The sequence below is a fragment of the Vagococcus zengguangii genome (assembly GCF_005145005.1).
In the GTDB taxonomy this organism is placed as follows: domain Bacteria; phylum Bacillota; class Bacilli; order Lactobacillales; family Vagococcaceae; genus Vagococcus_A; species Vagococcus_A zengguangii.
The window spans coordinates 1,352,649-1,368,164 of record NZ_CP039712.1 but is presented as its reverse complement, the minus strand read 5'-3'; the positions used below and the strand labels follow the sequence as shown (position 1 = coordinate 1,368,164).

Annotated in this window: 11 protein-coding genes; 10 read left to right on the top strand and 1 reads right to left on the bottom strand. The window is 30.0% G+C overall.

Annotated features, from left to right (window positions below; genetic code table 11):
• Positions 1 to 112 precede the first annotated feature (112 nt).
• From FA707_RS06440 to FA707_RS06420, 5 genes are read left to right on the top strand one after another with little or no spacing between them, the layout of a single operon-like run.
• Complete coding sequence (locus FA707_RS06440) at positions 113 to 2,002, top strand: site-specific DNA-methyltransferase (RefSeq protein WP_136953461.1); 1,890 nt, start codon at positions 113 to 115, stop codon at positions 2,000 to 2,002.
• On the top strand, positions 1,995 to 4,706 hold the full coding sequence (locus FA707_RS06435; protein WP_136953460.1) for a DEAD/DEAH box helicase family protein: 2,712 nt from the start codon (positions 1,995 to 1,997) through the stop codon (positions 4,704 to 4,706). Before FA707_RS06440 ends, FA707_RS06435 begins: the two co-directional genes overlap by 8 nt.
• A gap of 19 nt (positions 4,707 to 4,725) precedes the next feature.
• Positions 4,726 to 6,222, top strand: a complete 1,497-nt coding sequence (locus FA707_RS06430) for a DUF262 domain-containing protein (protein ID WP_136953459.1) — start codon at positions 4,726 to 4,728, stop codon at positions 6,220 to 6,222.
• Positions 6,209 to 7,318, top strand: coding sequence for an AAA family ATPase (locus FA707_RS06425; RefSeq protein ID WP_136953458.1), 1,110 nt, complete (start codon positions 6,209 to 6,211; stop codon positions 7,316 to 7,318). Before FA707_RS06430 ends, FA707_RS06425 begins: the two co-directional genes overlap by 14 nt.
• Positions 7,311 to 8,165 carry a hypothetical protein gene (locus FA707_RS06420; RefSeq protein ID WP_136953457.1) on the top strand — a complete coding sequence of 285 codons (855 nt, stop codon included), beginning with the start codon at positions 7,311 to 7,313 and terminating at the stop codon, positions 8,163 to 8,165. The genes FA707_RS06425 and FA707_RS06420 overlap by 8 nt, the downstream gene beginning before the upstream one ends.
• 256 nt (positions 8,166 to 8,421) lie before the next feature.
• On the opposite strand, the gene FA707_RS06415 is transcribed toward FA707_RS06420, so the two are convergent.
• Positions 8,422 to 10,347, bottom strand: coding sequence for a BglG family transcription antiterminator (locus FA707_RS06415; protein ID WP_154299955.1), 1,926 nt, complete (start codon positions 10,345 to 10,347; stop codon positions 8,422 to 8,424).
• Between the two features lie 205 nt (positions 10,348 to 10,552).
• Here FA707_RS06415 and FA707_RS06410 point away from each other — a divergent pair, with 205 nt between their 5' ends.
• Genes FA707_RS06410 through FA707_RS06390 form a run of 5 tightly spaced genes read left to right on the top strand, consistent with a single transcriptional unit; the run spans position 10,553 to position 15,361 of the window.
• Positions 10,553 to 10,867 carry a PTS sugar transporter subunit IIB gene (locus FA707_RS06410; RefSeq protein WP_136953455.1) on the top strand — a complete coding sequence of 105 codons (315 nt, stop codon included), beginning with the start codon at positions 10,553 to 10,555 and terminating at the stop codon, positions 10,865 to 10,867.
• Positions 10,868 to 10,875: 8 nt separating this feature from the next.
• Complete coding sequence (locus FA707_RS06405) at positions 10,876 to 12,114, top strand: PTS transporter subunit EIIC (RefSeq protein WP_136953454.1); 1,239 nt, start codon at positions 10,876 to 10,878, stop codon at positions 12,112 to 12,114.
• A 21-nt stretch (positions 12,115 to 12,135) separates the two neighbouring features.
• Positions 12,136 to 12,468: a PTS lactose/cellobiose transporter subunit IIA gene (locus tag FA707_RS06400; RefSeq protein WP_136953453.1), complete on the top strand. Its 333-nt coding sequence runs from the start codon at positions 12,136 to 12,138 to the stop codon at positions 12,466 to 12,468.
• Positions 12,468 to 13,916: a glycoside hydrolase family 1 protein gene (locus FA707_RS06395; RefSeq protein WP_136953452.1), complete on the top strand. Its 1,449-nt coding sequence runs from the start codon at positions 12,468 to 12,470 to the stop codon at positions 13,914 to 13,916. The genes FA707_RS06400 and FA707_RS06395 overlap by 1 nt, the downstream gene beginning before the upstream one ends.
• On the top strand, positions 13,916 to 15,361 hold the full coding sequence (locus tag FA707_RS06390; protein ID WP_136953451.1) for a glycoside hydrolase family 1 protein: 1,446 nt from the start codon (positions 13,916 to 13,918) through the stop codon (positions 15,359 to 15,361). The genes FA707_RS06395 and FA707_RS06390 overlap by 1 nt, the downstream gene beginning before the upstream one ends.
• Positions 15,362 to 15,516: the final 155 nt, after the last annotated feature.

Here is a 15,516-nt window from a genome sequence, read left to right as displayed (position 1 = left end):
TTATATTGTCTAAAAATCAAAGATTATTCAGGAATTGCTATAAATAATAACCCAATATTTACCATAAAATGTTATTATAAAGGCACTAGATATTCATTATGTAGGAGGAATTATGGAAACGAAAATTAATCAAGCCATTAAATCAGTGTTGCTGATGTTTGGTGATAAATATTTTATTGGTGAGATCATCAATAAGCAAAAAGTGATTCAAGATTTAGATAATTATGACAAAGAATTAATGGCAAAAATGTTGTCAAATGACGTTGTGAAAAGTAATTTTACAATGGCTATTAATGATGCCATTATTTTTAATGTGAATAAATTAGTAGAATTATTTGAAACGAATGATTATTGGCAAGATTCTTATACAAAATATTCAAAAAAAATTGGGTTAACAACTAACGGAAAATTTATTGATGAAGCAACTGAAGTCGTGTTAGATTTCCCCTATAAAGATACGGTGTTAAAAGCAGGTATGACTAAAGAAGACCTAGCGAAAGATGATTTAAGACCTGATGAACCATTTCTTAATGAAGTGATTGCGAAAGAAGAAATTGATGTTCTGTTGGATAAAAAGTTATTAGTAAACGCTAAAAAATATGATGTAGAAGGAGAACATGATGTTTCTGAAATAACTGATGAAGATAATTTGGTAATAAAGGGGAACAATTTATTTGTTTTACATAGTTTAAAAGCAAGATTTACAAATAAAATAAGTGGGATATTTTGTGATCCACCATACTATTTTTCGAAAAAAAAGCAAGTGGATGCTTTTAAATATAATTCCAATTTCAAATTATCCACATGGCTAACTTTTTGTAAAAATAGGTTTGAAATTGCAAAAGATTTATTAAATGAAGATGGAATATTGGCGATTACAATCGGAGTGGATGGGTATGCTCATTTAAAGCTTTTACTAGATGAAATATTTGAAATTTCAAATCATCCAAATCGGTATATTGGAACTATCACTTGGAGAAAAACAGATAATCAAAGTAATATTGGGGAGTTTGCAAATGTTGTAGATTATATTTTATTATATCGAAAAAATTCAAATTCTAAATTAAATAGATTACCACTAAGTGAAAAGGCACAAAAAGAGTATTCATATACTGATTCCGTAGGGAAGTACAGAAGAAGTAATATATTGGATCTAACTAGGGGGAGATATACATATAGTATAGAAACACCAGATGGTGAAATACTAAATGGTCCGTGGATGATTGAAGAACAGGAATTCATCAAGCTAAAAGAAAAGGATGAAATTCATTGGCCATCAAAGGGGAAAAAAATTCCATATGGAAAGACATATTTGAAGTACGCTTTAAATAATGGCCAAATTTCTTCAGATTTTTGGGATTCTAGTTTTGGTACTAATCAAAGAAGTGCAGATGAAATAAAACTATTGTTTGGAAGTCGAATATTTGACTTTGCCAAGCCCGAAAAACTTCTTATGAATATTGTGAATTTAATTAGTAATGAAAATGACTTAATATTGGATTTCTTCATGGGTTCGGCGACAACCCAAGCTGTAGCTATGAAAATGAACCGTCGTTTTATTGGAATTGAACAAATGGATTACATTAATACTGTTTCAGTTCCTAGACTTCAAAAAGTCATTGAAGGAGAACAAGGTGGTATTTCTAAAGATGTTGATTGGCAAGGTGGCGGGTCATTCGTCTATGCTGAATTAATGGAAAAGAACACAGGTTTCTTAAAAGAAATTATCGAAGCAGCTACCATGCAAGAATTACAAGTTATTTTTGAACGAATGAGTCAATCACCTGATATTGATTTTAGAGTGGATTTAGAAGAGGTTAAGGCGACCTTATGGGAACATTCACTTGAAGAACAAAAGAAAACCTTGATTAAAATACTAGATAAAAATCAGTTGTATTTCAACTATTCAGAAATAGATGATGCACACGTTAGAGAATTAGTGTCTGACTCAGATTATGCCTTTAATCAGAGCTTCTACAAGGAAGTGAATCAAGATGGCTAAGAAGACGAAAGAAACGTTTAAACCATTGTCCCTTCCTTTATATGATGAACTCGTTCAACTGGATCATAGCTTACTAAATGATGAATTAGGATGGGTCACACCAACTTATTTAGCTGAAAATATGGTACATACGTTCCGTGATTATCAGGAGTCTGCTTTACGTTATTTCCACTACACCATGACGAATAAAGTCTTTGAGTACCGAAGAATTAATCATGCGTTGTTTAACATGGCAACGGGTTCGGGGAAAACAGATTTGATGGCTGGTTTAATCTTGTATTTGTATCAAGAACACGATTACCAGAACTTTTTATTTATTGTGAATACTAACAGTGTATTAAATAAAACGATTGATAACTTAACGAATAAGCAATCTAATAAGTATTTGTATCAGCCAGTGATTGAAATAGATGGGGAACGTTTGTCGATTGTAAAAGTTGATGAGTTTCCGAAAAATCAAAGTAAAAACACGATTTACATTAAATTAGCCAGTGTACAATCCGTTGCGAGTGATATTTTCACACAAAGTGAGAACTCAATGGGAGCGCAAGATTACGCAAGAAATAAAGTGGCTATTTTAGGAGACGAAGCGCATCACTATTCAGCTTCTACTAAGTCTGAAAAAGAAATGGAACAATCATGGGAAAAAGCGATTAATACCATATTAAACGCCAATGAAGATAATAAGTTGTTAGAATTTACGGCGACTATTGATTTAGAAAACAAAAAAGTCTATGAGAAGTACAAAGATAAAGTGTTATATCGTTACGGTTTAGATCGTTTTATTCAAGACAGATACTCTAAGAATGTTAAACGAATTCAATCAAGCAACACAGATGAAGAAAACATGTTGAATGTTGTGTTATTAAGTGAGTTTAGACGTCGCTATGCCTTTGAATTATATGGTACTTATATCAAACCAGTGATTATGTTTAAATCACAAAAAATTGATGCGTCAAATGAAGCAAACAACCTGTTTAATCAACTGATTGACAAGTTAACACCAGACTATATTTTAGCGTTTCTTGAAAGACAAGCAAAAGTCATGTCTGAAGATCAAAGTGAGACGTTAGGTTTTGCCTATAATTACTTCTTAAAAAATAAAGAAGACTTACCTCAAATTGTCAAAGAAATGAAGCGTGAGTTCTCACCAAGTCGCATTATTAACGCTAACGATAGTGATCGTGGGGCAGGAATGCTTGAAAAAGGACAATATGAAGCGTTAAATAGTTTAGAAAGTCCTAATAACTTGTATCGTGTCGTGTTTGCGGTAGCAAAGTTAACAGAAGGTTGGGATGTTTTAAATCTGTATGATATTGTCAGAATCAGTAACTATAAAGATACCAAAGGCGATAAGAAAACGACTATGGCTGAAGCCCAGTTAATTGGACGTGGGGCAAGGTATAATCCTTTTGAATTAGATGGCGAAAAATCTTATCAAAGACGATTTGAAGATGATAGCAATCCAAGTTTGATTTTAGAAACGTTACATTATCATACGATCAATGAACCACAGTATCTGAAAAACTTAGTGGCTGCTTTAGATGAAATGAACTTACCAACGGGCGAAGATAAGAAAAACCCGCTTTTAGATGTCAAAGTTAAATCCAAATTCAAGAAAACGGATGTCTGGAAATACGGGAAATTGTATTATAACCAATCCATTGAGTTATCAGATGATTACTATGACGGTTTAACCAAATATTCGCTAAACAACCAAGAAGATATTGTCATTAATTGGTTATCCTCAGCAAAAGAGGTAAGCTATAAAGCGGATATGGTGTATGAAGATTATACAGATATGCATCAAGTACCCGTTGAAATTGATAGGAGATTCATAGAAAAAGCCATGAATCGTTTAACATTTTTCCATTTTGATAACCTAAAAAAATATATGCCATTATTAAATTCAAGAGACGAGTTTTTAGGGGAGAAATGGTTAAATATTACCAATCGTACAATATACGCAAACATTCCAATGAAAATGACAAGCCACGATTTAACAGCACAAGAAAAGTTGAGAATTGTTGAACTGTATTTAGCGGAAGTCGCTCAAAAAATTAAGAAGAACTTTAACAGTCATAGAGGGACGAATAAATTCATTGGCTATCCAGTGAAAGACTATGTGACGGATTATAAGAAACGTATTCCTAACTATGATACGTCAAAATTGTTCATGGATAAAAACCCTCAAACAGTGCAACGATTTGTGATTGATGATGATTATTTCGTGTACGAATCAGCGATTATTAACTTAACAGAAAAACAATTGATTGATCGTATTGGGGAAAGAGTACAAGAGTTGAAAGGACACTATTCAGAAGTTTTCTTGATTCGTATGGATGAGAACATGCATAGAGAATCAGCTAAAAGCGAAAATATGAAGCTACATGAATTCAATCCCAACGCTAAAGATGTTCACTTTGAAGGGTTCCAACCAGACTTCATACTATATCTTCAAAATGCCGACTTTTTCTTACAAGTATTTATTGAACCAAAAGGCGGTAAAATAGAAGAACAACAATGGAAAGAAGATTTGTTGATGTATATCAACGAGCATGAAGCAGAATTAGCCTTTGAAGAGGAAATAGACGGCGTTAAAATCAAAGGACTAAAATTCTACACAATCAATGACGGTAGAAATACTATGAAACAACTTGCCAGAATTGCGATTGATGGTGAGTTTAGAGGGTTGAGTATTTGAAAAGAGAAAGAGGAATATTATGGTAGAAACAGTTACTATTGGGGTAAATGTAATTAACAGAGAAGAGTTTACTGAACAAATTGATGTGCGATTTGTTAAAGAAACTAACGATATTGAAGAGTATAAATACTATAATTTAGAAAATGAGTATTTATCGAAAAGAGATATTACTATTAGTCTAGATAAAGAAAAATCACAGGTATTTAATGTTGACATTGAATTTAGTGAAAATATAGTAGATAGTGCTGAAGAAATCAGATTAGAATTCACAAAATCTTATAATGATAAACTATACAAATTACAATCTCAAGATGAAGAGGAAGATATAGAAGAAGTAGATAACGAGATTAAGCCTTATGATCCAACACTAATTAGAGTTGACCAGAAGTTATTTACAATTGAAAGTACAGTTGAAAAAATAATGAAGAAATCCATAGATTTAAATCCTGAGTTCCAAAGAAAATTTGTTTGGACGGATATTACAAGGAAATCTAGATTAATAGAGTCTGTGATGTTACGTATTCCTTTACCAGTATTTTATTTATCTGAAGACGAAGATGGAATTTATCATGTGTTAGATGGATTACAAAGATTATCAGTATTAAATTCATATTTAAATAATGGTTTTAGATTGAAAAATTTAGAGTATTTAGAGGAAGAATGTGGAGGGAAATTTTTCCAGCCATTGTCAGAAGATGAAGATGAACGTAAAGCAGAGTACGAAAAAAATCCTAATAAATATTTACCACAAAAATATGTCAGAAGAATTAATGATACAATGCTAAATTTTAACGTAGTTGACTCAAGAACTCCAGATCAAGCTAAATATGATATTTTTAGAAGGATTAATACAGGTGGGAAGCCATTAAATCGCCAAGAAATGAGAAATGCGATGGCAACACCACATACTAGACAGTTACTAAAAAGTCTTTCTGATTTAGAAATATTTAAAAAAGCAACTGCATATTCAGTAAAAGATACTAGATTTGCTGATCAAGAGCTAATACTAAGATTCATAGGATTTTATTTGATTGATAATGAGTATAAGCATTCCGTTCAATACAAAGGCGCAATGGCTAATTTTTTAGACCAAGTTATTGAAAATTTAAACAAATATTATTCTAATAGAGAAAAATTTCAGAATGACATTTTTCAAGCTTTTAAAAGGTCAATGGAAAATTCATATGAACTTTTTGGTGATAAAGGTTTTAAAAGGACTACAGTAATAAATAAGGCTTTGTTTCTATCAGTTTCTAGAAATGCGTATAGATATGAGTTAATAAATGATTATAATGCAGAGCAAAATGTTGAGTTGAGAGATCTATTCTTTAATTATAATTATGAATTGAATGATGATAATAATACTTTTTGGATTGGAAAAGTAGAAAAGCTAGAATTAAAGAGCCGAACTATAGATGATTCGTTAAGTACGGGTACAAACGAAATATTAAAAATAGAAAGTGCATATACAATAATGGCTGAAATACTGGAGGTATTGATTAATGAATCAAATTAATATGTTAAGGATTAATGGATTAAAAAGTTATATAGAAGATACAGAAATAAAATTAAATAATTTAAATGTTTTTTCTGGGGTGAATTCAGTCGGTAAATCTACAGCAATTCAATCATTATTATTACTTAAATTACTATTTGATAATTTTCGAGAAACTTCTAGGGAAGTAAGTGAAACGTATTTGAATAGTGAAAAATTTGGATTAGAATTAGGTACGTATGAAAAAATTATTACAGGGAATAATGATCATTTCGAAATTGGATTAAATAATCTTACCTTTAAAATAGTAAAAAAAGAAAAAGATTCATTAAAAGTGAGCACAGAAATAGGAATTCATAACTTTGATAATCAAATAAATATTGTTGATAATAGGTTTTACTATTTATCAGCAGAAAGAATTGGTCCTAGAAATTATCAAAAGATTGATAGTTTAGGAATTGAAAATTGTGGAATAAGAGGAGAAAATTCATTTCACATATTAAATAAATATGCTGATGATATCGTAGATGAGGGATTATTATATGATAAGACAGCAACACGATCGGAGAAAACTTTAAAGAAACAAACTGAAACCTGGCTGAATAGTTTTTTTGAGGGTGTTGAATTCAGTTCAACTCTTGATACTGCGTTGAGATTAGTGAAACTTGAAGTTAAACAAAAAAATCATGATATGGGATATGTTTCGTTAAATAATGTGGGTTTTGGCTTATCATATGTGTTACCAATTATATTAACATGTTTGATATCTGAAGAAAATTCTTTAATAATAGTAGAAAATCCCGAAGCCCATTTACATCCTAAGGGTCAGTCACTATTAGGACAGTTTTTAGCTCAGGTTTCTTCAAGTCACCGTCAAGTGATAATTGAAACTCATAGTGAACATGTTATTAACGGTATGCGATTATATTATTTGAAGAAAAAGATGGATGAAGACAGTTTGGTAATAAATTTTTTCTCAATTGAAGATGGTAGAACGAAGGTTTCACGAATACCATTAAATAATAGGTTAGAATTATTAGAATGGCCGGATGATTTTTTTGATCAACAAGAGAATGATTTGAAAAATATGAGAATAATAAGGAGAAATTATGATTAGTATTATTTCTAATGAATTGTATTCGAGTTTAATGTTGAATGATACTAGAAAAATATTAAATGAGATACTAGAACTTTTTGATTTTATAAATTCGAATTCATTCGATATTAAGAAGACTGAAAAAATATGGGATTCTGAATATAACGGAGATATTTTGGTGGATTGGTTATATAGTAATGATGAACCCGTACTATCAGATTTAAAAAGAGAATTGTCAATACAAATCACCAAAGCCCAGTCATTTGAAAATAGCCATGAATATGAATTATTTCAAGAAAAGCTGTCAAAAGACCATCCTAGTTACTGTGATTTTAACGACAAATTTTTATTTATAGAAGATGATAATACTGAAAATATCCATTTAATATCTTCGATAGATAAACTACTAAAATTGATGAGACGATATATTAGTGTTTCACCAAATAAAATAGAGTTTTTTAAGATGCTAAAAATATATTATCCAAATTTATTTTTTCATGAGAACGTATTTTCTAGCTTGCGAAATCTGAATACTGATTTTTCTGATTTATTACCTGAAATTGTCGATCATCTAACAGCTCTAGATGAGTTTTCAAAAGAAAATAATAAGCTTTCTAAGTCAAATCGTGAAAAATGTGCTGACTTTGAATCGCTATTTGATATAAATTGTAGCCCTGAGAGCAGTCGTGAAAAAGCTAAATTGTTGACTTTTAAAGACGGAGAAATAGATATAACCTGTGAATGCCATACAAAATTTAAAAAATTTGGACGTAATAAGAATAAACAAGATAGAATATATTTTTCTTTCGGAACTGAACTATATGAAGAAGGAAAAATTATCGTTTATAGTATAGGAGACCATATATAGTTATTCAAACAACTTCTCTACCTGCAAAATTGGATTCGTTTTTGGGTACGTTTTGATTGCTATCAAGCAATATCATGTAGCAATAGTATCAGTATTTTCTAATCAGAGAGTGCTGATATTATTGCTTTTATTAGTCAATTATATTTTAAATTTCCATTGGAAGGGTCTGTGGGATAGTGAAACAGGTTATATAAACATTGGTATGACAATGTTTATATAACCTGTTTTTTCTCTTGGAAACTATTGGGTGCGCTTTTTATTTGTTGAGTGATCGTAAGATGATCTCTTTGAATTCTTCTAATGTAGAGCATTTTTTTGCTTGTTCTATGGTTGAAGGAAATGTAAAAACATTTATTAATGATTCATAGAGATTTCGAAAAATATGATAATCTTGTTGATTTATTGCTAACAAAAATATGATATTAACTACGTTATCTCCCCATTTCATTCCTTTTTTAGAAATACAAACGGAAATGCTTGTTTTGGCAGCATTCATATGTATTGAATGAGGGATAGCTATTTTTCCGAATGAGGTAGAAGACATGTTTTCTCTGATAAAAACATCATGTTCAAAGTTAGTATCAACTAAATTATGTTCTACTAAATTAGCACACAATTTAGTGATAAGCAGATTCATGTCATAAGTGTCGAAATTAAAAAATAAGTTTGGTGAGAAAAATTTATCAAAATTAGAAACTAATAATTGATTTTTTGTGTTGTCTTTATATTGAGATATACCATTTAATATATTAAACATTTGGTCTTGAATATTAAATGGTGAAATAAGAACAAGCGTGTTTCCATTATTAGTAGTCTTACTTAATGGGATAGTGCTTAGCAATAAAAATTTTTGACTATTAGGAATATTATTAAAAAACACTTGTAATTCATTTTCTGATGTAAATGTATCTTTTATATCTATGTCATTTTCAAAATGTTTATAAAGCACTGATGTTAAATTGTTATCCAAATTATTATAATTGGGACAGATAACGAGAGTCGGGATTTTAGATTCATTTATCTTTACTCTCTCCATTTCTCCACCAATATGCATAGCAATAAAAGAAATCTCTTCTTCAGGTATTTTTATTTTATACTCATCGCTTATTAAGAGAGAAATATGTGTTGCTATTTCAAAAATAATTGGGTTATTTGATTTAATAATATTTTTTAAAGGGTTGATATTTGAAGATGTAGTATTTTTTATTCGTGTAATCAAATTTTTAATGTGTAAAGCAAATGGGAAAATAAATTCATTATTATTTAGATCAATTAAATAGATACTATTAATTTTTTTTATAATATTTTTAGTGAAAGTATATGTTTTTTTTCCAATTTTATCAATGACATCTTCTAGCTGAATATTTTTATTACCTACATAATTTACATTACAAGAGAATAAATTATATAAAATATCGATTTCAGTATATGAAAAATGAATATCAAACTTTTTTTCAATTTCATCAATGAATGAAAGAAAACTTGAGTCTATGGAATTAGTATTATCATCTTCAAGAAGCACTAAATTATTTCCTTGTTGTTTTCTATCAATCATAATAAGTAAATGGGTAACAATATTTATCATAGCAAAGTCATTAATATAATAATTATTTTCATTAAGCTCATGTTTAATAATAGAATAACAAGCATCAATATCTAGTCTAGGGAAAATTTCAGTCAATTGTGTTTTGCTTATTGTTCCTATTGATAAATTATCAGTAATGATAAAACTAATAAATTTTCTTTTATCTTCTTCTTTTCCTTTAAAATATACTAAATTTTTTTTTAACCGAAATGATACGTTATGACTAGTGTAACTAGTATTCATTTTATTTATTAATGATTTTATAGATGAGTAACTAAGAAATAAATCTTCACATAAATCAAAGATATTAATAGCCTCTAGTTGATTAAAAATAAGTTGACTAATTACATATTTAGATCGCTCACTATATGTCTGAGGAATATGTTTTTCCTCAGGACTTTTTACATCAATAGAGTTTAATTGATAACCATTATTAGAAGAAATAATGATAGGTACTTTTTCGCCGGAATTAATTTCTTTGACATAATTTTTTACTGTTCGGGATGAAATATTTAATTTCAGAGCAAGTTCGTTACTAGTAATAGGTTGATTGCTTTTTTTTAATAAATTGATTAAATTAATATGCTTATTATCCAATATATTCACCTCTAGTTAGTAATAGTTTATATAGTTTATTTTATTACTTATTGTTTATTAAATCCTCTTTAAAAAATATTGTTTTTCACTTTTTAGGGTGAAAATAATATATAAGAATAATAATTAATAGGTGAAAAAGATAAGTAGATGATATTAATAAAAAAAGAGATAATAAGTTTATAAAATACATAAGGGAGTGTTTATTATGGAACAAACAAAAATTTTATTATGCTGTGGTGCTGGAATGTCGAGTGGATTTATAGCGAGTAATGCTAGAAAGGTTGCTAATAAGAAAAAATTACCAGTAAGTGTTGAGGCAAGGAGTCATACAGAAGTAAATGAATATTTATCATCAATAGATGTATTAATGATTGGACCTCATTACGCTAATGAATTAGAATCTTTTGAAAAATTAGCAGCACCATATAATGTACCTGTATTAGTTATTCCACAAGATGTTTATGCAACATTAAATGGTGAAAAAGTTATTGAATTAGCTTTAGAAGCTAAGAAAGGATAAAATGTGATATGAAAAAAATGATGAGTTGGTTAGCAGATAGTTTTGCTCCTACTATGAAGGAATTTTTTTCTAGACCATGGTTATCAGGTATTTCTTCTAGTATGCAAAAAATAATTCCTTTTATTTTAGCAGGATCATTAATATATTGCTATAACGTAGTAAAGTCATTTATTCCAAGTTTACCTGACTTATCTCCAATATTAAATTTTAGTTTTGGTATTATTACATTGATTATCACTTTTATGATTGCTAATCAATGTATGGAAAAATTAAATCATCCTGAATATGTAATTAATGCAGGCCTAACTTCTATTGGTGTATTATTATTAGCTATCATGCCAGTTGGAAGTGAAGCTGACAGTATTCAAGCTCTGCTTTCAAGATTAGGACCTACGGGAATAGCAGTGGGGATGGTTGTTGGTATTTTTGTTTCCATTATTTTTAACCTTTGGGCCAAATTAAAGTTTTTAAAAGATAGTAGTATTCCGGATTTTGTTACTTCTTGGATTAATACCATTATTCCAATGGTGGTATGTTTGGCTATAGCTATGGTTTTAGTGGATGTATTAGGATTAGATATCTTTGAAATAATATTAGGTGCATTTGAACCTGTTGCTAAGATAGGACAAACATTGCCTGGATTTATATTAATTTGTTTAATTCCAGCTTTTTTCTATACAATGGGGGTTTCAAGTTGGTTATGGGGTGCTGTTACCACACCAATTTTCATGTCAGGAATTCAGGCAAATATAGATGCTGTTGCTCAAGGACAACCAGCATTAAATATTGTAACAAGTGAAACCGTTTTCACTATGACTTTTATCACCATGGGGGGGATGTGTGCGACTTTAGCGCTTAATGTGTTAATGTGTTTTTCTAAATCAAATGAGTTAAAAATGCTAGGAAGAATTTTCATAGTTCCCTCATTCTTCAATATTAATGAACCTATCATGTTTGGAGCGCCAGTGGTATTTAACCCACTATTGATGATACCATCTTGGATTAATGCAATAATTGGCCCAATCTATGTTTGGATTATTATGAAAATGGGATTATTAAATATTCCAGACAAAATGATACAAGTAGGTCAAATTCCAGCACCATTTAGTAGTGTAATGGTGACGGAAGATTTTAGAGCTGTTTTGTGGTGGTTATTACTATTTGTTATTTACCTGATTATTTGGTATCCATTCTTCAAAGTTTATGAAAAAGAAAAGATTGAAGGAAAAATGGAGATTTCTAATTAGAAGATAGAGGGGAATGTTATTATGAAAGACAACGAACTAGTAATGGTTGCAATGGAGATTATTTTGCACGCGGGCGATGCTAGATTGAAAATTGAAGATAGTTTAAAAGAAGCTAAAACATTTAATTTTGATTTATCAGAAAACCTAATGGAAGAAGCTAATAAAGAAATTGTATTAGCTCATAAATCGCAAACGAATGTTATTCAGAATGAAGCATCAGGTAAAAATTATGGATCCTCCTTACTTTTCAATCATGCGCAAGATACATTAATGACTATTAATTCCGAAGTCAGAATGGCTAATCATATGATTGATATTCTTAAAATAATTAGCAACTTAAAGGAGAATGAATAATGAATAAAAAAGGATTTAGTGATGATTTTTTGTGGGGAGCTGCAACAAGCGCGTATCAAGTTGAAGGTGCGGCGTTTACAAATGGTAAAAAAGCTTCTCAGCAAGATATAATTAACCAAAATAATTACAAAGAACGTGGGTTTGCAACTGCTGAAATAGCCAGTGATCATTATCATCATTATAAAGAAGATGTTGCATTAATGAAGGAAATGGGTTTTTCTACCTATCGTTTTTCGATTTCTTGGTCGAGAATTTTCCCAGATGGGGTAGGTGAGGTTAACGAAGAAGGTATTCAATTTTATCGTAATTTAATTGCTGAATTACATGCTAATAATATTGAACCGATAGTTACTCTATATCATTATGATTTACCTTGGGCATTAGTAGAAAAATACAATGGTTGGTTAGATCGTCAGGTTGTAAAAGATTTTGAATACTATGCTAGATATGTCATTACAGAATTTAAGGATCAAGTTAAATATTGGACGACTATTAATGAGCAAAGTGTCATTGTTCAATATTGGACGACTAAAAACTATGTTCCAAAAGAACTACAAAGTAACAATCAATTAAGATTTCAAATTAATCACCATATGAATTTGGCACATGCCGTGGCTTGTAAGTTAGTTCATGAAATTGTACCAAATGGTCAAGTAGGAGCAGCTTTGGGTTATTCACCTGTTTATCCATTAAGTTCTAAACCAGAAGATGTTATGGCGGCTCAGAATGCACATGATTTGAGAAATTCTTATTATCTTGATATTTATTTTAAAGGGGAGTACACAAAAGCAGCCAGTATTTATTTGGAAGAACACGGACTTGCACCAATAATTGAAAAGGGTGATATGGAATTAATTAAAGAAGGTTATTCAGATTTTCTTGCGTTGAATTATTATGCAAGTGAATGTGCAAAGGCATGTCCGATTAATTCTGGTAAAAAAATTCGTTTTAATGGTGTTAACTATTCTGGAAAGAAAGGTGAAATATCTGGATATGAAACACATCCAGGCTTTTATGAAATGTGCAAAAATCCAAATTTAGATACAACAGATTGGGATTGGGCCATTGATCCAATAGGTTTAGAATATATTCTTCGTGATATTTATACAAGATATGGTAAACCTTTAATGATTACTGAGAATGGACTAGGTGCTTTTGATAAATTAACAGTTGATAAAAAGATTCATGATGATTATAGAATAAGTTATCTTCGTGAGCATATTAAAGCAATGTCTCGAGCTATAGATTATGGTGTTGAAATGATTGCTTATTGCCCTTGGTCTGCGATTGATTTACTTTCAACTAGTAATGGTGTGAAAAAGAGATATGGTTTTGTATATGTAGATCGTACTGATGATGATCCTAAGCAATGCGAAAGAATTCGAAAAGACTCATTTTACTGGTATAAAAAAGTTATTGAAAATAATGGTAGAGAGCTGGTGGAATAATGAAAAAAGTGGTAAATAATTTTCCTGATAATTTTTTGTGGGGAGGCGCTGTAGCTGCTTGCCAAATTGAAGGGGCATATGATGAAGACGGTAGAGGGTTGTCAACATCTGATTTACATGCCTATTCGACTAAATTAGATAGATCTAATATTGAAAAAGAAGGAGGAGGAACACTTCAAGAAATTAAACAAATGATAGAAGATAACGACAGTTATTTTCCAAAAAGATTTGGGATAGATTTTTATCATACATATAAATCTGATTTAAGTTTAATGCAAGAACTAGGGTTAAAGGCTTTTAGGACAAGTATATCTTGGTCAAGAATTTTCCCAAATGGTGATGAAAAGGACCCAAATGAAAAAGGAATAGAGTTTTATGATCAACTAATTGATGAAATAATAAGAGATGGAATGGAACCTGTTATCACAATGTCCCATTACGATATACCTGTAAATTTGATAACAAATTATGGGGGATTTGCCAATCGAAAAGTTTTAGATTTCTTTGTAAATTATGCTAAAGTATTGTTAGAACGTTACGGTGATCGAGTAAAATATTGGATAGTATTTAATCAGTTAAACTTAGTTCCTCATATTCAATTTGGGAGTTTGGGATTGTATGAAGATGAATCAGACAATATGCTACAGTTAATGTATCAAGCTGTACACCATCAATTCGTGGCATGTGCAAAAGTAAAAAAAATGGCAAATGAAATTTCGCCAAATGCTTTGATCGGTACGATGGTAGCAGATGGTACCATGTATCCAGCTACATGTAAACCAGAAGATATCGTCTTTACAATGAAAAAAAATAGGATGCAGTACTTCTTTACGGATGTTCAATTAAGAGGGGAGTATCCTCAATATGCTCTACGTTTCTTTAATGATAATAATATTTCGTTAAAATTTCTTTCAGATGACGAAGAGTTGATAAAAAATTATACGATGGATTATATAGCTATTTCATATTATTATAGCAAAGTAGCGGACTCTACTAAAAATAATATGAAACCATTTGATGGAGAGCAAAACCCTTATTTAAAACCTACTCTTTGGGAATGGCGTGCTGATCCTTTAGGATTATATAATTCTTTGTCACAATATTGGGACAGATATCAAAAGCCAATCTTTATTACCGAGAATGGCCTAGGAGCTATTGATGTAGTTGATGAAAATAATGAAATTCATGATCAATATCGTATTGAATATCTAAAAAATCATATTATTCAAGTGAAGGAAGCAGTTAAGGATGGAGCAAATATTATTGGATATTTAAGTTGGGCTCCTATTGATATTGTAAGTTCTTCTAGCGCAGAAATGAGTAAAAGATATGGATATGTCTATGTTGATCAAGATGATTTTGGTAAAGGAACAAAGGATAGAATAAAAAAAGATAGCTTTGATTGGTATAAAAAAGTTATTGAAACAAATGGGGATAATTTATAAATTTTCGTAGTATATAAAAAACTTATCTACCTGCAAAATTGGATTCGTTTTTGGGTACGTTTTGAATGCTATCAAGCAATATCAGTTAGCAATAGTATTAAGATTTTATAATCTGAAAGTGCTGATATTATTGTCTTTATTAGTTAATTATCTTT

Coding starts and splice junctions, on each gene's coding strand:
- FA707_RS06430 (WP_136953459.1), top strand. CDS start 4,726: ATGGTAGAAACAGTTACTATTGGGGTAAATGTAATTAACAGAGAAGAG.
- FA707_RS06390 (WP_136953451.1), top strand. CDS start 13,916: ATGAAAAAAGTGGTAAATAATTTTCCTGATAATTTTTTGTGGGGAGGC.
- FA707_RS06425 (WP_136953458.1), top strand. CDS start 6,209: ATGAATCAAATTAATATGTTAAGGATTAATGGATTAAAAAGTTATATA.
- FA707_RS06440 (WP_136953461.1), top strand. CDS start 113: ATGGAAACGAAAATTAATCAAGCCATTAAATCAGTGTTGCTGATGTTT.
- FA707_RS06405 (WP_136953454.1), top strand. CDS start 10,876: ATGAAAAAAATGATGAGTTGGTTAGCAGATAGTTTTGCTCCTACTATG.
- FA707_RS06410 (WP_136953455.1), top strand. CDS start 10,553: ATGGAACAAACAAAAATTTTATTATGCTGTGGTGCTGGAATGTCGAGT.
- FA707_RS06395 (WP_136953452.1), top strand. CDS start 12,468: ATGAATAAAAAAGGATTTAGTGATGATTTTTTGTGGGGAGCTGCAACA.
- FA707_RS06435 (WP_136953460.1), top strand. CDS start 1,995: ATGGCTAAGAAGACGAAAGAAACGTTTAAACCATTGTCCCTTCCTTTA.
- FA707_RS06420 (WP_136953457.1), top strand. CDS start 7,311: ATGATTAGTATTATTTCTAATGAATTGTATTCGAGTTTAATGTTGAAT.
- FA707_RS06400 (WP_136953453.1), top strand. CDS start 12,136: ATGAAAGACAACGAACTAGTAATGGTTGCAATGGAGATTATTTTGCAC.